This is a genomic window from Amycolatopsis sp. cmx-4-83 (assembly GCF_046548815.1).
GTDB lineage: Bacteria > Actinomycetota > Actinomycetes > Mycobacteriales > Pseudonocardiaceae > Amycolatopsis > Amycolatopsis pretoriensis_A.
In genome coordinates, this window is the sequence record NZ_JAEBEF010000003.1 from 544,566 (window position 1) to 560,207 (window position 15,642).

The following is a 15,642-nucleotide window of genomic DNA, read 5'->3' on the forward strand; positions in this document are numbered from 1 at the left end:
GTTTACGGCAAGTGCATCGGTTTGTTGTCGATTCGACCGGGTATGCGTCCGGTCTGGTGCTCGAGACCGATGCGAAGGATGTGACCGATGCCCGCGTTGACCCGCGTCCTCGGAACGGCCACCGCCGCTTACAGCGTGACGATCATCGCCGCGCCGAAGGTGCTGGCCAAACCGTGCGGCCTGACCACTCCCACCGGCGGGGTCACCGCGGGCGTGCGGACGCTGATCGGCGGCATCGGGGCCCGGGACGCCGTCATCGGGCTCGCGATGATGTTCGCCCCACCGGGTCGTCCGCTGCGTGTCGCCCTCGCCGCGCGCGTGGCCTCCGACGCCGCGGATGCGCTCATCTTCGGCGCCACCCTGCCCGACCGCTCCGCGCGCGGCAAGGTCGCGGCCTTCGCCGCCACGTGGGCGGCGTTGTGCGCCGCCTCCGCCTTCGTAGCCTGACCAGCCCCGCCGGCGAACGCATCCACGGCCGTTGGCCGCCCCCTCCCGGAGAATAGGTGATCACGATGTCGGCCCAGCCCTCGACGGACGTCCCGGCGGCGCGCTCATGACCGCGCCGGGACCCGAGCCCGACGAGGTGCCGGGCCTGGAACGGGGCGGTTCGGTCACCCCGGGCGACACCCCGCCCGACGCCGGGCAGACCTCCGGCCTGTCCCACCCGCAGCCGATGCCGTCGAAGACGGTTCCGGTGCTCGCGCTCGTCCTGATCGGGGTCATCGTGCTGGGGGTGGCCGCGTTCTTCCTGCTGCGCGCCTTCGACCTCTTCGGCTGACGACCGCTTCCCGGGACGAAGGCCGGCTCGCGTCGTGGGCCGTGCATCACTGTGCCGATCGGGTGATTGCCGGGGATCCGCGTCAACCGGCGGTCGCGGGTGGACGTGTCGGCTTCGCCATGGGACAGGTGCGAACCAGGGGAGCGGCGAATGAAGAAGGCAGCTGCGGTTTCGATGATTGCCGGCTTGGTGGTCTCGGGTGCGCTCGCGACAGCCGGTTCCGCTTCGGCGGAACCGTGGCCGTCCGGGTGCACCTGGGGAATTTCGGGGCTGTACACCACCTACGCGAAGTGCACCAAAGGTCCCGGCAGCTACCGCGCGGTCGCCAAGTGCACGAGCACCAGGTACGCCTACGGAAGCTGGCAACCGGCCGGCAGCTACCCGGGGCAGTCCACCGCCAACTGCGTCAACGTCCGTCCGATCTCGGCGAGCATCGGCCTGAGCCAGTCGTGAGCGATGCGGCGAGACCGATTCGGCCCCCCGCGTTGTGCGGGGGGCCGAATCGGCCGGCTCAGCGGCGGCCCGGTGAGTTGTAGTTGGGGGCGTCGGTCGTGATGGTGATGTCGTGCGGGTGGCTTTCGCGCAGACCGGCCGCGGTGATCCGGACCAGCTGGGCCTGCTGCAGGTCGGCGATCGTGCGGGCGCCGACGAAGCCCATTCCGGCGCGCAGCCCCCCGACGAGCTGGTACACGACGTCGGCTACCGGTCCACGGAACGACGTGCGTCCCTCGATGCCCTGCGGGACCAGGTTTTCCTCCGCCAGGACATCGCCCTGGAAGTAGCGGTCCTTCGAGAACGACTTGGTGCCGTTGCGGGACTGCATGGCTCCCAGGGAGCCCATGCCGCGGTAGGTCTTGTACTGCTCGCCGTCGATGTACACGAGTTCGCCGGGCGCTTCGCCGGTGCCGGCGAGGAGACTGCCGAGCATCACGGTGTCGGCTCCCGACGCGAGCGCTTTGGCGATGTCGCCGGAGTACTGGATCCCGCCGTCACCGATCACCGGCACGCCGGCGGCGGCGCAGGCGAGCGAAGCCTCGTAGATCGCGCTGATCTGCGGGACGCCGACTCCGGCGACCACCCGGGTGGTGCAGATCGAACCCGGGCCCACGCCCACCTTGACGGCATCGGCGCCCGCGTCGATCAGCGCTTGTGCTCCCGCGCGCGTGGCGACGTTCCCGCCGACGACGTCGACCCCGTCGGCGAAAAGGCGCTTCGCGGCGGCCACCGCGGTCAGGACGTCGCCCTGGTGACCGTGGGCCGTGTCGACCATGAGGACGTCGACGCCGGCGTCGACCAGCAGCTTCGCCCGGTTGAGGGCATCTTCGCCGACGCCGATCGCGGCGGCCACCAGCAGGCGCCCCGCCTTGTCCCGGGCGGCGTCCGGGAACTGCTCGTTCTTCGCGAAGTCCTTGACGGTGATCAGCCCGACGAGCCGGCCACCGTCTTCGACGATCGGCAGCTTCTCGACCTTGTTTTCGCGCAGGAGCCGCAAAGCCTCTTCGGGAGTCACGCCGACCGGAGCCGTGATGAGGGGGGACTTCGTCATCACCTCGGCGACCGGGCGCTGCGTGTCCATTTCGAACCGCATGTCGCGGTTGGTGATGATCCCCGCCAGCTTGCCGTCGTCGTCCACCACCGGCACACCGGAAATGCGGTACCGGGCGCAAAGCGCGTCGACTTCGGCGAGGGTCTGGGTCGGCCGGCAGGTGACCGGGTCGGTGACCATTCCCGCTTCGGAACGCTTCACGGTTTCGACCTGGCGTGCTTGGGCCTCGGCCGGCAGGTTGCGGTGCAGAACGCCGATGCCGCCCTGCCGGGCCATGGCGATCGCCATCTTGGCTTCGGTGACGGTGTCCATCGCCGCGGAGACGAGCGGCATCTTGAGGGTGACGTTCCGGGTCAGCCGCGTCGTGGTGTCGACCTGGCTGGGAATCACGTCGGATTCGGCGGGGAGCAGCAGCACGTCGTCGAAGGTGAGACCGAGGGAGTCGAACTTCGCCGGGAATACTTCTTCGCTGACCATGCGCTCGTGTACACCTTTCGCTTCCAACGTGGACCCCGCACAGTGTAGGGCAGGGCCGATGACCTGGAACGACGTGCCGCACCGGGCGTCCCGTGCCCCCGGCTCCGCCCGTTCGGCCGGACTCGTCCGGACGTTGTCGGTGATCGGGACGGGTGATCATGGTCACCTTGCCCCGCCGGTGTCCGCCTTGCTTCACTTCGGACCGGCGGCGGGAGGGCCGCTGTGGGTTCGTGCCGTCTCGGCGCGCATCAATTGTGGGGGGAATATTCGTGCTGCGCGGAAACGTGCGCCGGACGGTTTCGTTCGTGCACCATCCCGACGACTTCCCGGACGCGTGGCTGCGCGGCAAAGAACGGAAACTCCTCGACCTTTACCTGCCGGCCGCCGAAAAGTCCGGTTTGGGTTTCGAATTCGTCCCGGCGCGCGAACTCGTCCCGGCGGTCGGCCGCCGTCCGCACCTGTACCGCGCGGAACGCGATCTGCTCGAAGAGCGGGGCTGTTTCCTGCTCGAGCAGACCAGCGCCGATCCGCAGGCCGCCCAGTTCCTCGGAGCGATCTACGAGGTCGTCGCGGCCAGCGACAGCGTTCTGGTCAACCGCACCACCACGGACCTCGAGTTCCTGGAGCGCGACAAGCTGGCCATCGCCGACCGGGCGGGCGCGCTGGGCGTGCCGCACCTGCCGACGCTGGTCGTGCCACCCGGCAGGCACGCGCAGCGGGTGCTGCGGCACCTGCCCCTGCTCGGTGACGGGCCGTGGCTGCTCAAGCCCCGCGAGATGTCGATGGGCCGCGCGGTGCTCAGGTTCTCGAGCGAGGAAGAACTGCGTTCGGGACTGGATCTGGTCGCCCAGAGCGGCAGCAGCTACGTGCTCCAGCCGTACCTGGTCAACGAAGGTGACCTCCGGGTGTACCTGATCGACGGCGTCGTCTCCGGTGCGCAGCTGCGCCGGCCGGCCGCGGGCGGCCTGCTGGCGAACACGAGCAGGGGCGGTCACGTGAGCACGTTCGACGTGCCCGCGGAGCTGGGTGACTGGTGCCGCCGGATCACCGACAGCCTGGGCGCCCGCTACCTCTGCGTCGACTGGCTGGTCACCGGCACGGGCTTCGTGCTGAACGAGTGGTGCACCACCCTGGGTGGCTTCAGCTTCCTCCCCTCGCCGCAGCGGGAAGAGCGCGCGGACGCCTTGTTCGCGTTCATCGCGCGGGAGATCGAGCGAGCCGAAAGCCCGCAGCGCCAGACCGTCACCGCTTGAGGGCGAGCGCGTGTTCCACACCGGGCCCCGCGGTCACGCCGCGCCCGGGCACCATCGAACGGGGGAGTCGAGGATGAACAGCGAGCTCGCGGAACTCGCGGCCACCGAACCGGATGCCGCGGCACTGGTGGGCGTGGCGGAAGCGGCAGTGCTGGCGGAGAGCCACCCGTGGTACGTCGACGGTCTGCGCTGGCTCGACGAATTCATCATGCGGCCCGACCGGCGATTGGGGCGGCGCGGGGCGGTCTGCCCGTTCGTGGCGCCCGCGCTGGCCCAGGACATCGTCTGCTTCACGACCCTCCGGTCGCCGGGGCGGACCGCGAGCGACGCCTACGAACGCTGCCTGGTCCTGGCCGACCTGTTCCTGGAGCGGTTCGCCGGAAAGCCGGAGTTCCGCTCGGCGGCGCTGCTGGCGTTCTTCCCGGACGTCGAGCCCGAGGCCGCGGCGGACTTCATCGACGGCGGCCACCGGCTGCTGCGGATGCCGTTCGTCCGGCTGGGCCTGATGATCGGCGAGTTCCACCCGCGCAGCACCGTCGCCAGCGTGCACAACCCCGAGTTCACGGTCGGCCGGTCACCCGTCCCCATCTTCGCCGTGCGCGCGCTTTCCGGGCACGACCTCATGTTCCTCGACCGTGACGACTACCCACCCGCCGTGCGCTACGAGTTCGTCCGGCAGTTCGACCGGTACCTGGGCGCCCAGCTCGGGCCGGCGGCGCGCGCCCGGCTGGACCGGCGGCTCGAAGACCTGCGCGAAGCCGCGCTGGAGGGCGGAAACCGATGACGCTCCAGGACTTCACGACACTGTCGGCGGCGGTTTCCGCGTCGATGGAGCGGTTCGCCGGCCGGGTCGCGGTCGAGCCCCACGACGGCGCGCCGATCACCTACGCGGAACTCCGGGACCTCGTGGACGGCGCGGCGTCGACGGTGCTGGGCGCCCTGCCCGAGGCAACCGCCGCGCAGCACCTCGTCGCCCTGGTCCTGGACCGGTCCGCGGACTACGTCGTCGCCCTGCTCGGCGCACTGCGGTCCGGCGGCGCCTACCTGCCGCTCGACCCCGCCCAGCCCGCCGGGTACCTCGGCCGGGTACTGCACGACGCGCGGCCTGCGGTCGTCGTCACCGACGCCGCCCACCGTGCACTGGTCGCGAGCGTCTTCGACGGACCCGTGGTGTGCCTGGACGACGACGTGACAGCGGCGGGCACGCCGTTCCCGGCGGAGGGCCACGACCCGGCCTACGCCATCTACACGTCCGGCTCGACGGGCACGCCGAACGCCGTGCTCGTCGGCAATTCCGCGATCCTGGCCTCCACCGGGGCCCGGCTGGAGGTCTACGGACCGGCGGAGCGCCTTCCCCTGATGCACTCGGTGGCGTTCGACGTCACGGTCGGGACCGTCTTCTGGGCGCTGCTCGGCGGCGGCACCCTCGTACTGCCCGGTCGCGGGTTGAGCGATGTCGGTGCCACGGTCGCGATGCTGACCGACCGGCGCGTCTCGCACCTGCTGTACCCCTCCTCCCTCTACGGCGTCCTGCTGGAGTACCTCGCCGAGGCCCCGCCGGCCACGCTGCGCAGCGTCAGCGTCGGCGGCGAACGCTGGAGCGACGCGCTCGTCGAGCGGCACGCCGCGGTCCTGCCCGGAGCCGCCCTGCACAACGAATACGGACCTTCGGAGGCGACGGTCTGGTGCAGCCAGGCCAAGGTGTACGACCCCGCCACGGGCAAGACCGGTCCGCTCACCATCGGCAAGCCCATCACCGGGACGAACTTCGTGCTCGACGCGCCGGACGGCGGCCCGGTGCCCGCCGGGACCCCGGCCGAGCTGCTGGTCACCGGAGCCAACCTGGCCCTCGGCTACCTGGGCCGGCCGGAGCTGACCGCACGGCGCTTCGTCACGCTGGCTTCGGGGGAGCGGGCCTACCGCACCGGTGACCTCGTGCGGCGCACCACCGACGGCGACCACGTGTTCGACGGCCGGGTGGATCGCCAGGTCAAGGTCAACGGCCACCGGGTCGAACCCGGGCAGGTCGAGGACGCCTTGCTCGACGTGCCGGGGGTCACGAGCGCGCACGTGACGACCCGCCACCAGGGCGGCACCCCGGTGCTGGTGGCCTACGCGGCCGCTCGGAGCGCCCCCGCGCCGACAGCGGAGTCGCTGCGCGCCGAATTGGCGCGACGGCTTCCCGCGTTCCTGGTGCCGTCGACCGTCGTCGTGCTGGCCGAGCTGCCCTTCACCGGCAACGGGAAGGTCGACGAGGCGCGGCTGCCCGAACCCGTCCGGCCCTCGGCGGTCGCCGACGAGCCGCTGCCGCCGCTGGAGGCCTCGGTGCGCGACGCCGTCTCGGCCGTCCTGGGCCGCACCGGCCTCGCCCCGGACGCGCTCCTCACCACGCTCGGGGCGAATTCGCTGTCCTTCGTCCGCCTCTCGTTGGCGTTGAAGCAGAGCCACGGCGTCGACGTGCCGATCAGCGACCTGTTCGGCAACCCGACGATCACCGGGATCGCCGGGCTCGTGCGGGCCGGCATCGCCACCGACCGTCCGCTCCCGCGTGTGGCGGAGCACGGCGACGTCACGCCGCTGAGCCCCCAGCAACAGCAGATCTGGTTCCTCCGCGAACTTTCGCCCGACGCTCGCGCCTACAACGCGCAGTTCTCCCTCCACTTCGAGGGCTCGGTCGACCTCCCCGCGCTCGAGCGGGCGCTCGCCGGGATCGTGGCGGACAACGAAATCCTGCGCACCGTCTTCACCGAGGTCGACGGTGAACCGGTGCAGCGCGTCGTGACGCCGTGGCAGCCGCGGGTCGAGGTCACCGACCTGCGGGAGGCAGGCGATCCGGAGGCGCGGGCCGCGGCGGCGATGCACGCGGCCATGCGGGTCCCGTTCGACGTCGAAGCGGTGCCGCTCGTGCGCTGGCACCTCTACCGGCTCTCCGCGAGCCGATCGATCCTGCTGCAGGTCGAGCACCACTTCGTCCACGACGGCTGGACCGGGGCCCTGTTCCTCGGCGAGATCCGTGACCGCTACGCGGCCGCGCTGGCCGGAGATCGCCACGACGCGGCGCCCGGACTGCGGTACCGGGACTTCTGCCACTGGTACCGGCAGTGGACGGGCACCCGTGACTACGGGACGCAGCTGCGGTACTGGCGTGCGCAGCTGACGGGCTGCCGCGAAGGCGTCACCTTCCCGGCGGACCACGCGCGCGGCGCCGTCCAGGCCTTCGACGGCGACTGTCTCCGCGCCGACGTTCCGGCGGCGCTCGTCGACCGGATCGACGAGCTGTGCGCCGCCGCCGGCGTGAGCCGCTTCGCGGTGTTCCTGACTTCCTTCGCCCTGCTCGCGGCCCGTCATTCCGGCGAGACCGACATGGTCGTCGGTTCGGCGTTCGCCAACCGGCGGCTGCCCGGCACCGAATCGGTGTTCGGCATGTTCGTCAACGCCCTGCCGCTCCGGCTCCGCGTGGCCGAGGACGTGGCCGTCCGCGAGCTGGCCGGTTCGGTGATGCGGGTGCTCCTGGGCGCCCAGGACCACCAGGAGCTGCCCCTCGTCGACGTCGTCAAGCACGTCGACCTGGCTCGTGATCCGCGCCGCAACCCGTTGTTCCAGCTGATGTTCGCCTTCCACGACAGCCCGATGCCGCGCTTCGACCTGCCGTCGCTGCGGGGCGAGTTCCGCATCGAGCACAACGGCTCGGCGAAGAACGACGTCAACGTCGTGTGCGTCCCGCGCGCGGCCGCCGCGGGCTCGGGGCGCCGGCACGACGGCGTGTCCGTGCTGTGGGAGTACGACAAGACACTGTTCCGGCCGGAGACGGCGCACCGGCTCCTCGGCGGGTTCCTGCACACCCTGACGGCGCTCGTGGACGGCTGGGACGGGCCGGTCGCGGACGTCGACGTGCTCCCTCCCGCCGAGCTGACCGAGGTGCTGGCGCTCGGCACCGGCCCCGTCGTCGAGCCCGGCCACCGGACCCTGCCCGAAGGTGTGCTGGACCAGGTCGAGCGCAACCCCGGCGCGCCCGCCGTGGTGCAGGGCGACCGCACGGTGACCTACGCCGGGCTGCGCGAGCTCGCGGACCGCATCGGTCACGCGGTGGCCACGCTGGTTCCCGACCTCCGGGGATCCGTCGTCGCGGTCACCGCGGCGAAGTCCCCCGAGCAGACCGCGGCCTGGCTGGCCGTCACGCGGGCCGGCGGCACCTACCTCTGCCTCGACCACACGGCCCCGGCGGCGCGGCTCCAGCTGATCACCCGGGACGCGAAGCCCGTGCTCGTGCTCGCGTCCGCCGAGAGCGCGGTGTTCGACGACCTCGGCGTGCCGGTGGTGCGGATCGACGACCTGCCCGCCGCCGCGCCCGCCCGGGTGCCGGCCGCGGCCGCCGAGCCGTCGTCACCCGCGTACCTCACCTACACCTCGGGGTCGACCGGCGAGCCGAAGGCCGTCGTGACCACCCACGCCAACGCGGTGACGGCTCTCACGGCACGGACCGCGCACTTCGGAGCCACCGCCCCGACGACGCTGGTGACGCTGCCGGCGGTGTTCGACGTCGCCGGCTCGATGACCTTCTGGACGCTCTGGCTCGGCGGCACCGTCGTCCTGCCCGAGGGCGACGACGCTCGTGACCCCGAAGCCGTCCGCGCACTGACCGACCGGCACCGGGTCACGCACGTCAACTTCGTGGCCTCGTTCTACGCCCAGCTCCTTCGCAGCACCCCGCCCGGTGGGTGGCGGCCCGGTCTGCGGGTGGTCGCCATCGGCGGCGAGCCCTGCACCACGGAACTGGTCGGTCTGCACGCGCGGCACCTTCCCGGGGCGTCGCTGCACAACGAGTACGGCCCCACCGAAGCCACCGTGTGGTGCTCGGCGAAGACGGTCTACCGCCCCGGGCAGCCGGCGAGCACGGACATCAGCATCGGTACGCCGCTGGCCAACTACGCCATGGTCGTGCTCGACGGACGGGACCACCCGGCCCCGGTCGGCGCACGGGGGCAGCTCCACATCGCCGGTCCGGGCGTCGCCGCCGGGTACCTCGGCCGCGACGCGCTGACCCGAGAGCGGTTCGCCGTCCCGGCGCGCGGGCCACTCGCCGGGTGGCGGCTGTACCGGACCGGGGACGAGGCACGGCTGCGTGCCGACGGGGAGTTCGATCTGGTCGGACGGCTGGACGACCAGGTGAAGGTCCGCGGCTACCGCATCGAACTCGACGAGGTGCGGCAGAACTGCGTCGCCCACGCCGACGTGGGCGACGCCTACGTCAGCGTCGACCGCACCGGCGGGACCGACCGCCTGGTCGCCTACGTCCTGCCGGAAGAGGACCGCGAAGTCACGCCGGCCGCGCTGCGGCGGTGGCTCGCGCAGCGGCTGCCCGGCTACATGGTGCCGAGTGCGATCGCGGTGCTGCCCGCCCTGCCGCTGACCGCCACCGGCAAAGTCGACCGCGCCGCGCTCCCGCCCGTCCGGGACGAGACGGACGCCGTCGATTCCGAGGCCGCCCGTCCGACCGGTCCGGTGGAAAGCGCGCTGGCGGACGTGTGGTGCGCGGTTCTCGGCCGCCGCAACGTCGGAGCCGAAGACGACTTCTTCGACCTCGGTGGTGATTCCCTGCTCGCCATCCGGATGGTGGCACGCGCCCAGGCGGCCGGCGTTCGCGTCACCGTCGCCGACCTCATGCGCGAACGCACCGTCCGCGCGCTCGCCGCCCTGGGGCCCGCCGACGTGGCGGTGGCCGTGCGACGGCCGGGCGGAACGGTCCTGCCGCCGACCGGGATCCAGTCCTGGTTCTTCGCACAGGACTTCGCCGACCCGGACCACTTCAACCAGGCGCGGATCGTCCGGGTGGCGCCGGAGGTCACCGACACCGCCCTCACCACGGGGCTCGTCCGCCTGACGCACCACCACGACGCCTTCCGCACCACATTCACCCGGAGTGGCGACGGCCCGCGGGTGGTGCTCGCGGACGCACCCGCACCCGTCGAGCTGAACTGGCACGACGTCGGCAACGCGGACGACCCCGCGCTCGCGGCCCACGCCGATCGCGTGCACGCGAGCCTGTCCATCGCCGACGGGCGGCTGTGGGCGTTCTCCGGGATCCGTGCCGCGAGCGGCGAGCGCTACCTGCTCCTGGTGCTGCACCACCTGATCGTGGACGCCGTTTCCTGGAACGTCCTGCTGGACGACCTCGGCCGCGCCGTCCACGGCGAACTGCCCGGAACCGCACACGGACTGCCCGCCGCACCGCCACCGGAACCGGACGCCGCCGAGCTCGCGCACTGGCGTGCACTCCTCACCCGCGCGGCGGCGGACGCCGGCGACCGGTGGCCCTCGGCCACCTTCGCGGATGCGACGGTCGTGACCCGCGTGCTGTCCGCCGCCGCGACCCGGTTCCTCGTCGACGATGCGGAGGGCTTCGACCTGGGTGGCCCCACCGCCCTGCTCCTCGCCGCCCTCGGCCGGGCGCTCGGGCGGACGTCGGACCTGTACGTCTTCCTCGAAGGCCACGGACGCAACGACGTCCCCCACGCCCACGAGATCGTCGGCTGGCTCACCGCGCTGTACCCGGTCCGGTTGCCCGCCCCGGCGGGGGACGGCCTCGCCGAAACGGCCCGGGCCTACCGGCGGCAGCTCGACGGCGTTCCCGGTGGTGGAGCGGGGTTCACCCGAGCTCGCTACCAGCACGGCTTGACCGGGCACCCCGCGGACGGGCTTCCGCAGATCACGGTGAACTACCTGGGCGAGCAACGCACCGGTGCCGAGGCCGGCCCGCTGGTCCCGGTGGCCCTGCCCACCGGCACGCCGATCGCCGGTGCGAACGTGCTGCCGACGCCGGTCGACGTGTCCGCTGCCGTCCGCGACGGCCGGCTGACGGTCCGGCTGGCCGCCGCGGATTCCGCGCTGACCCCGGCACGGGCGGCCGGCGTGCTCGACGACGTCATGGCGGCGCTGGAAGAACTCGCCGGGGTCGTGCCGCTGTCCACGGACGGCTCGGGCCCGGCTCGGTTCTTCGTCCACCCGGTGGGTGGCTCGGTGCACTGGTTCCGGCCACTCGCCGAACGGTTGCGGAGGACGGCGGCCCACGGGCTCACCCAGTTCCGGGGAGCCGGCCCGGCCGGTATCGGGGAACTCGCCGAGAACTACCTCGACCGGTTGGCGGCCCGGGGTGCGCGGTCGCCGCTGCGGCTGGCTGGCTGGTCGTTCGGCGCCGCGGTGGCGGCCGAGATGGCGGTGCGCGCGACGGCACGCGACGTCGTGGTCGGCGCGCTCACGCTGGTGGATCCGCCCCCGCTCGCGCCCGGCGAGCGCGCCGACCCGGCGGTGCCCGCCCACCTGCTCTCGGCCGTTCTGCCCGGGTGGAGCGCCGAACGCGTGCGCGCCGAACTGGACCGGCTCCCGGCGGGCGGACCCCGCGCCCAAGCGCAGGATCTGTCAGCGGCGTACCTGTCCGGCGCGGACGACCCGGTGCTGCTCGACCGCGTGACGACCTTGCTGCAGAACCAGGCGGCGCTCGAGGCCTGGATCCCCCGCGGCGGCCTCGGCCACGTGACCATCGTGCTCTCGGAGACGACGAGCGCGCGCTGGCGTGATCTCGCCGGGTGGCGCGGGCTGGCCGCGTCCGTGGACGTGCACACGGTGCCCGGAGACCACGTCTCGATGCTGCGCGACGCCGGTGCCGAGCGCATCGCGGCGCTACTCGACCAGGAGGAGCTCACGTGAGCCACCGGCCGGAAATCGTCCACATCCACGACGCCGAACACGCCGCCCAGGTGGTTCCGGGTGAGCTCGACGGCATCCCGCTTCGTGCGGTGCCGCTGCACGAGCTGGTGCCGGTCGCCGGATCGCGGCCACGCCTGCTGCTCGGCGACGAAGACCTGCTGACCACGCCGAAGGCCTTCTGGATCGACAGGTATTCGCCCGACCCCGCGTCGGCCCGCTTCCTCCAGGCGATCCACGAGACGGTCCGGTTGCACGGCAGCCTGCTCGTCAACGCGCAGCTCGACCGCGCCGACCAGCTCGAGGCCGACCGGCTGGCGATCGCCTGCCGCGCGGCGGCGCTCGGGATCCCGGTCGCGCCCACGACCGCGGTGCCGTTCGGGCGGTACGCGCTGCACGCGCTGGAGCCCGCCACCCGCACGGGCGGCAGCTCGTGGGTGGTCCGCGGGCGAACGGACCCCACCGGCGCCGCGGCGCGGGCCGACGATCGCGGGCAGCTCACGACGTTGCTCGCCATGGCCGCCCGGACCGGCACCGGCCACGTCGTGCAGGAAAACGTCGAGCACAGCGACGTCTGCCGGGTGCATTTCCTCGCCGGCGAGCCGGTCGACACCGGCGACCTCCCGGCGGACCTGCGCGGCCACTGCGCGCGGCTGGCCGGGAGCCTGCGTCCCGGCTACCTGTGCACCCGGTGGCTGGTCACGCCCGGCGGTGCCGTCCTCGACGGCTGGAGCACGAGCCTTTCCACTCTCGACGCACCCCACCTGCGCAGCCGGTTCGGCACGTGGATCCGCGCCGCGCTGGCCCAGGCGGCCGCGTGAGCTCCGCGCGCGGGAACGTCCCGCTCTACCTGGTGCTGGCCATGGTCTGCGCCGACATGCTCGCCGCGGGTTCCGCGCTCCCCGTGCTGCCCGAGGTGATCCGGACCCTGACCGGGGGCGACAGCGGTGCGGCCGCCATCCACCTCGCCTTGATGATCGCCGTGATGAACGCGCTGCAGTTCGTGGCCGCGCCGGCACTCGGGGCGCTGAGCGACCGCCTCGGCCGCAGGCCGATGGTGCTGCTGGTTCTCGGCTGCAGCATGCTGAACAACGCACTGATCGCGTTCGTCCCGAGCCTGGGAGTCCTGTACCTGACCCAGGTCATCACCGGCCTCGCGGTCGCCAAGGTCGCCGTGATCAGCGCGTACATCGCGGACATCTCCGGCCCCGAACAGCGGATCCGCAACTTCGGGCTGCTCGGGCTCTGCATGAACGGCGGGTTCGTGCTCGGGTCGGCGACCGGTGGGCTGCTCGGCGCCGTCAGCCTGCACCTGCCCTACCTGGTCGCGGCCGCGCTGCAGGCGGTCAACCTGATCTTCGCGCTGACCTCGCTGCCGGAGTCGCACCCGCCGGAAAAGCGCCGGCCGGTCCGGTTGCCGCAGCTCTACCCGTGGCGCGCGCTGGCCGTGCTGCGCTCGACCCCCGCCATGAGCCGGGTGTCCGCGCTCGTCCTCTGCTACTGCTTCGCCACCTTGACCTTCCAGAGCATGTGGGTGTTCTACTCCGGCAAGCGGTTCGGCTGGGGCCCGCTGCAGAACGGCATCCTGCTCGCCGTTCTCAGCGCCTGCATGGGATTGGCGCAGAGCAAGCTGGTCCCGGTCATGGTCGCGCGGCTGGGGGAGCGGCGGGCGATGCTGGCCGGCCTGGCCAGCGCGGCGGTGGCCCTCGGCGGTCTGGCGTTCGTCGGGAGCCCGTGGATCGTCGTGCCGTTCGTCCTCTGCTACACGGTCGGCTGCGTCATCACTCCTGCCTCCCGCGCGGCGGCCGCACGAGAGGTGGCCGCGGAGGAACAAGGCCGGGTCCAGGGTGCGCTCGCCGGCCTCAACAGCCTGGACGCGCTCGTGGCGCCCCTGATCGGCAGTGCGCTGTTCGACTACTTCACGGGGCCGGAGGCGGTCGTCGCCTTCCCCGGGGCGCCGTTCTTGCTGTGTGGCCTGATCCTGCTGTTCGCGATGCGCATCGTCCGGCGGAAGCGGTGGCCCGCCGGAACGCGCGACGAGGTGGGCGTTCGATGACCTACTCCGGCTGCGGGATCTCGGGCGTCCGGCGGTTCGCCGATGCGCGGGACCAGCGCGGGGACGCGGCGGCGGTGCGCCGGATGACCCGGGCGCTGGCCCACCGCGGCCCGAACGGGGAAGGCTTCGCGCAGAGCGAGGGCGTGACGCTCGGCCATCGGCGGCTCAGCGTGGTCGGGCTCGGCGAGCAAGGCGCGCAACCGATGAGCCGCGACGGGCTCACCATCGTCTACAACGGTGAGCTCTACAACCACCGCGCTCTGCGCGCGGAGCTGAGCCGCTCGGTCTCGTTCAGCTCGGGCACCGACACCGAAGTCGTCCTGCAGGCGTGGCGCCGGTGGGGGCTCGCCGCCGTGGACCGGTTCGACGGGATGTTCGCGTTCGCGGTGTGGGACGAGCGGGAACGCGCGGTGTGGCTGGTCCGCGACCGCCTCGGCGTCAAGCCGCTGTACTACCACCACGACGACCGGCGTCTCGTGTTCGCTTCCGAGGTCGAAGCCCTGCTCGAGTCGGGTCTGGTGACCGCCGAACCCGACCTGGAGGTGTTCCGGCGCCAGCTGCTCTGTTCGTCCACTTTGGACTGGGAGGTCGACCGCACGCTCCTGGCCGGGGTCCGCTCGGTCGCCCCGGGCGCCGCCGCGCGGTTCGACGACGACGGGACGGTGTCGTGGCACACCTACTGGCGGCTCCCCGACACCCGGCCCGATGTCACCGACGAACGAGGCTCCGAGATCGAGGAGTTCGGTCACCTGCTACGCAGCAGCCTCGGCGGCATGCTGCAGGCGGACGTTCCGGTGAGCACGTTCCTCAGCGGGGGTCTCGACTCCTCCGCGATCGCGGCGCTCGCCGCCGGATCCGGACCGGTGACCTGCGTGACCGTGGCGTTCGGCGACGCCGACGGGGCACCGCCGTCCCCGGCGGGCAACGAAGACCTGCGCTACAGCGAGGAGCTCGTCCGCTCCCTGGGCGCGGGGCGGGTCCGGCACCACGTGGACGTCCACGGCGGCCGGCTGACGCTCGATCAGGTGGACGAAGCGTGCGACCTGGCTGTCCTGGGCGACGACCCGCGGCACCCGACGATCGCGGCGAACTACCGGTCGGTGCGCGACCTCGGGCTCCGCGTGGTCCTCAACGGGCAGGGCGCCGACGAGATCATGGCCGGGTACGTCGGCTTGCCCGGCTTCACCCGCAACGTCCACGACGTCGATGAGCCGGCGAACCCGAAGTTCCTCGCGATGCCCGCTTCGAGGAGGGCACCCGGGCTCTCGCCGGCGGTCCTGGGGCACGCCGAAGTGGTCGAGAAGGGCTTCCGGGACTTCTGCGCGGGCCTGCCGGGCCCTCCGCTGGAGCGGGCACACCGGTTGCTGGTCGCCACGCAGCTGCACCGCGTGCTCCGGTTCGAGGACTTCCTGAGCATGCGCAGCGGCGTCGAAGCGCGGGTGCCGTTCCTGGATCACCACCTGGTCGAATGGTGCTTCGCCCGGCCTCTCGAACGGCACGTCGACCGGGCTCGCCGCCGGGGCAAGGACGTCATGCGGCGAGCGCTCGCGGGTGTGCTGCCCCCGACCCTGCTGGAACGCCCCAAGCAGGTGTTCCCGTTCCCGGGCAAGGCGGCACTGCAGGCGGCACTGGCGGCGCTCGTCCTCGAACACCACCCGGTGCTGGCCGCGGACGACCTGGTCCGGGAACTGCTATCGGTGCCTCCGGCGGACGAGGTCGAGCACACACCCATCCCGCACCTGTGGCTGCTGCTGAGCACGTGGCGCTGGCACGAGAAGGTGCGGCGGATCCGGGCGCGCACCGGGCCGGTCCGCGGGCAGTTCACGTGAGG

At 72.5% G+C, this 15,642-nt stretch carries 10 protein-coding genes; 9 read left to right on the top strand and 1 reads right to left on the bottom strand.

Annotated elements, in window-relative coordinates; translation table 11 throughout:
- Positions 1–87: 87 nt before the first annotated feature.
- The 3 genes from ACLJQM_RS12050 (at position 88) to ACLJQM_RS12060 (ending at position 1,231) form a co-directional block, all read left to right on the top strand.
- Entirely contained in the window at positions 88–447 is a 360-nt protein-coding gene (locus tag ACLJQM_RS12050) for a hypothetical protein (RefSeq protein WP_360783583.1), read from the top strand.
- A gap of 106 nt (positions 448–553) precedes the next feature.
- Entirely contained in the window at positions 554–778 is a 225-nt protein-coding gene (locus ACLJQM_RS12055) for a DUF6480 family protein (RefSeq protein ID WP_247022402.1), read from the top strand.
- Positions 779–928: 150 nt separating this feature from the next.
- Positions 929–1,231 (top strand): hypothetical protein, encoded by a 303-nt coding sequence (locus tag ACLJQM_RS12060; RefSeq protein ID WP_247022403.1) that lies wholly within the window; start codon positions 929–931, stop codon positions 1,229–1,231.
- A 58-nt stretch (positions 1,232–1,289) separates the two neighbouring features.
- Here the strand turns inward: ACLJQM_RS12060 and guaB are convergent, their stop codons facing one another.
- Entirely contained in the window at positions 1,290–2,801 is a 1,512-nt protein-coding gene (gene guaB / locus ACLJQM_RS12065; protein ID WP_360783691.1) for an IMP dehydrogenase, read from the bottom strand.
- A gap of 305 nt (positions 2,802–3,106) precedes the next feature.
- Between guaB and ACLJQM_RS12070 the strand changes: the two genes are divergently transcribed.
- The 6 genes from ACLJQM_RS12070 (at position 3,107) to asnB (ending at position 15,640) form a co-directional block, all read left to right on the top strand.
- Entirely contained in the window at positions 3,107–4,054 is a 948-nt protein-coding gene (locus ACLJQM_RS12070) for a RimK family alpha-L-glutamate ligase (RefSeq protein WP_360783588.1), read from the top strand.
- Between the two features lie 73 nt (positions 4,055–4,127).
- Entirely contained in the window at positions 4,128–4,838 is a 711-nt protein-coding gene (locus ACLJQM_RS12075; protein WP_360783591.1) for a DUF6875 domain-containing protein, read from the top strand.
- Positions 4,835–11,758, top strand: a complete 6,924-nt coding sequence (locus tag ACLJQM_RS12080) for an amino acid adenylation domain-containing protein (RefSeq protein ID WP_410631241.1) — start codon at positions 4,835–4,837, stop codon at positions 11,756–11,758. The genes ACLJQM_RS12075 and ACLJQM_RS12080 overlap by 4 nt, the downstream gene beginning before the upstream one ends.
- A complete protein-coding gene (locus ACLJQM_RS12085) occupies positions 11,755–12,576 on the top strand; it encodes a hypothetical protein (RefSeq protein ID WP_410631242.1) in 822 nt (273 codons plus the stop codon). The genes ACLJQM_RS12080 and ACLJQM_RS12085 overlap by 4 nt, the downstream gene beginning before the upstream one ends.
- On the top strand, positions 12,573–13,811 hold the full coding sequence (locus tag ACLJQM_RS12090; protein ID WP_360783600.1) for an MFS transporter: 1,239 nt from the start codon (positions 12,573–12,575) through the stop codon (positions 13,809–13,811). Before ACLJQM_RS12085 ends, ACLJQM_RS12090 begins: the two co-directional genes overlap by 4 nt.
- Positions 13,808–15,640 (top strand): asparagine synthase (glutamine-hydrolyzing), encoded by a 1,833-nt coding sequence (asnB, locus tag ACLJQM_RS12095; RefSeq protein WP_410631243.1) that lies wholly within the window; start codon positions 13,808–13,810, stop codon positions 15,638–15,640. Before ACLJQM_RS12090 ends, asnB begins: the two co-directional genes overlap by 4 nt.
- The last annotated feature ends 2 nt before the right edge of the window (positions 15,641–15,642 follow it).

Bases quoted from the DNA above. Each gene is read 5' to 3' on its own strand.
- ACLJQM_RS12050 (WP_360783583.1), top strand. From the start codon at position 88: ATGCCCGCGTTGACCCGCGTCCTCGGAACGGCCACCGCCGCTTACAGC.
- ACLJQM_RS12055 (WP_247022402.1), top strand. From the start codon at position 554: ATGACCGCGCCGGGACCCGAGCCCGACGAGGTGCCGGGCCTGGAACGG.
- ACLJQM_RS12060 (WP_247022403.1), top strand. From the start codon at position 929: ATGAAGAAGGCAGCTGCGGTTTCGATGATTGCCGGCTTGGTGGTCTCG.
- guaB (WP_360783691.1), bottom strand. From the start codon at position 2,801: ATGGTCAGCGAAGAAGTATTCCCGGCGAAGTTCGACTCCCTCGGTCTC.
- ACLJQM_RS12075 (WP_360783591.1), top strand. From the start codon at position 4,128: ATGAACAGCGAGCTCGCGGAACTCGCGGCCACCGAACCGGATGCCGCG.
- ACLJQM_RS12080 (WP_410631241.1), top strand. From the start codon at position 4,835: ATGACGCTCCAGGACTTCACGACACTGTCGGCGGCGGTTTCCGCGTCG.
- asnB (WP_410631243.1), top strand. From the start codon at position 13,808: ATGACCTACTCCGGCTGCGGGATCTCGGGCGTCCGGCGGTTCGCCGAT.